The organism is Catellatospora sichuanensis, assembly GCF_007483665.1.
In the GTDB taxonomy this organism is placed as follows: Bacteria; Actinomycetota; Actinomycetes; order Mycobacteriales; family Micromonosporaceae; genus Catellatospora; species Catellatospora sichuanensis.
The window spans coordinates 1-1040 of the sequence record NZ_VIQO01000078.1 but is presented as its reverse complement, the minus strand read 5'-3'; the positions used below and the strand labels follow the sequence as shown (position 1 = coordinate 1040).

At 66.6% G+C, this 1040-nt stretch carries 1 protein-coding gene; it reads left to right on the top strand.

Annotation, left to right across the window (positions count from 1 at the left end):
* A partial coding sequence (locus tag FLL47_RS42590) for a discoidin domain-containing protein (RefSeq protein ID WP_144128386.1) occupies positions 1 to 1040 on the top strand: 1040 nt, incomplete at both ends.

The window sequence follows — 1040 nt, the reverse complement described above, 5'->3', positions numbered from 1 at the left end:
CTGTACGACAACCCGGCGCAGTATCCGATCTTCCCGTTCTACACGGCCAACCAGGTCGACAAGGCGGCCGCTGCGGCGCAGGGCCAGCCCGGCTCGAACAACTTCTCGACCATCAACTCCACGGTGCAGTTCCGGTTGTACTCCTCGGTGCTGCGCAACTACCCGAACGCGTGGATGAACGCCCAGGACTACAAGAAGCTGCTGTACTGGAACGCCTGGGCGCAGTACCCCAACGGCAACACCCAGTATCCCGACGCCAACGAGTTCTGGGCCGACTGGAACGGCTCGTCGATCCAGTACCGGTCGTGGATCCACCACAACATCCTCGGTTCCAGCAACTGGACCGTGATCGAGGACGTGGCCGGGCTGCGTCCGCGCAACGACAACAAGGTGGAGCTGTCGCCGATCAACATCGGCTGGACCCACTTCGCGATCAACAACCTGCGCTACCGCAACGCCGACCTGTCGATCGTCTGGGACGACCCGGCCGACGGCGTGGTCCGCTACAGCGGCATCCCGCAGGGCTATTCCATCTTCATCAACGGCAACCGCGTCGCCACGGTCAACTCCCTGGTCCCGTTCACCTGGGACCCGGCGACCGGCGCGGTCACCACCAGCGGCACCGTCGCGTTCAACACCGCGGTGTCGGGCCTGCAGGCCCCGACCCAGGTCGTGCAGACCGACGCCCGCCTGACCGACATGATGGCCAAGGCCGGCGTCGACCTGACCGCCAACCTCACCAACCTGGCCGCCCTGGGCACCGCCAGCGCCTCGCACACCGGGTCGGGCTCCAACCTGTCCGGAGCGCGTGACGGCTACCCGATCAACGAGCCCTTCTGGGGCGCGGGCGGCTCGGCCAACAGCCAGGACTGGTACGAGGTCAACTTCGGCTCGGCGCAGACCCTGAACGAGGTCCGGCTCTACTTCAAGGACAGCCGCCCGGCGTCGGCGACCTACCGCGCGCCGTCGTCGTACCAGATCCAGTACCTCAACGGCAGCACCTGGACGAACGTCGCCAGCCAGGTCAAGTCCCCGGCCGC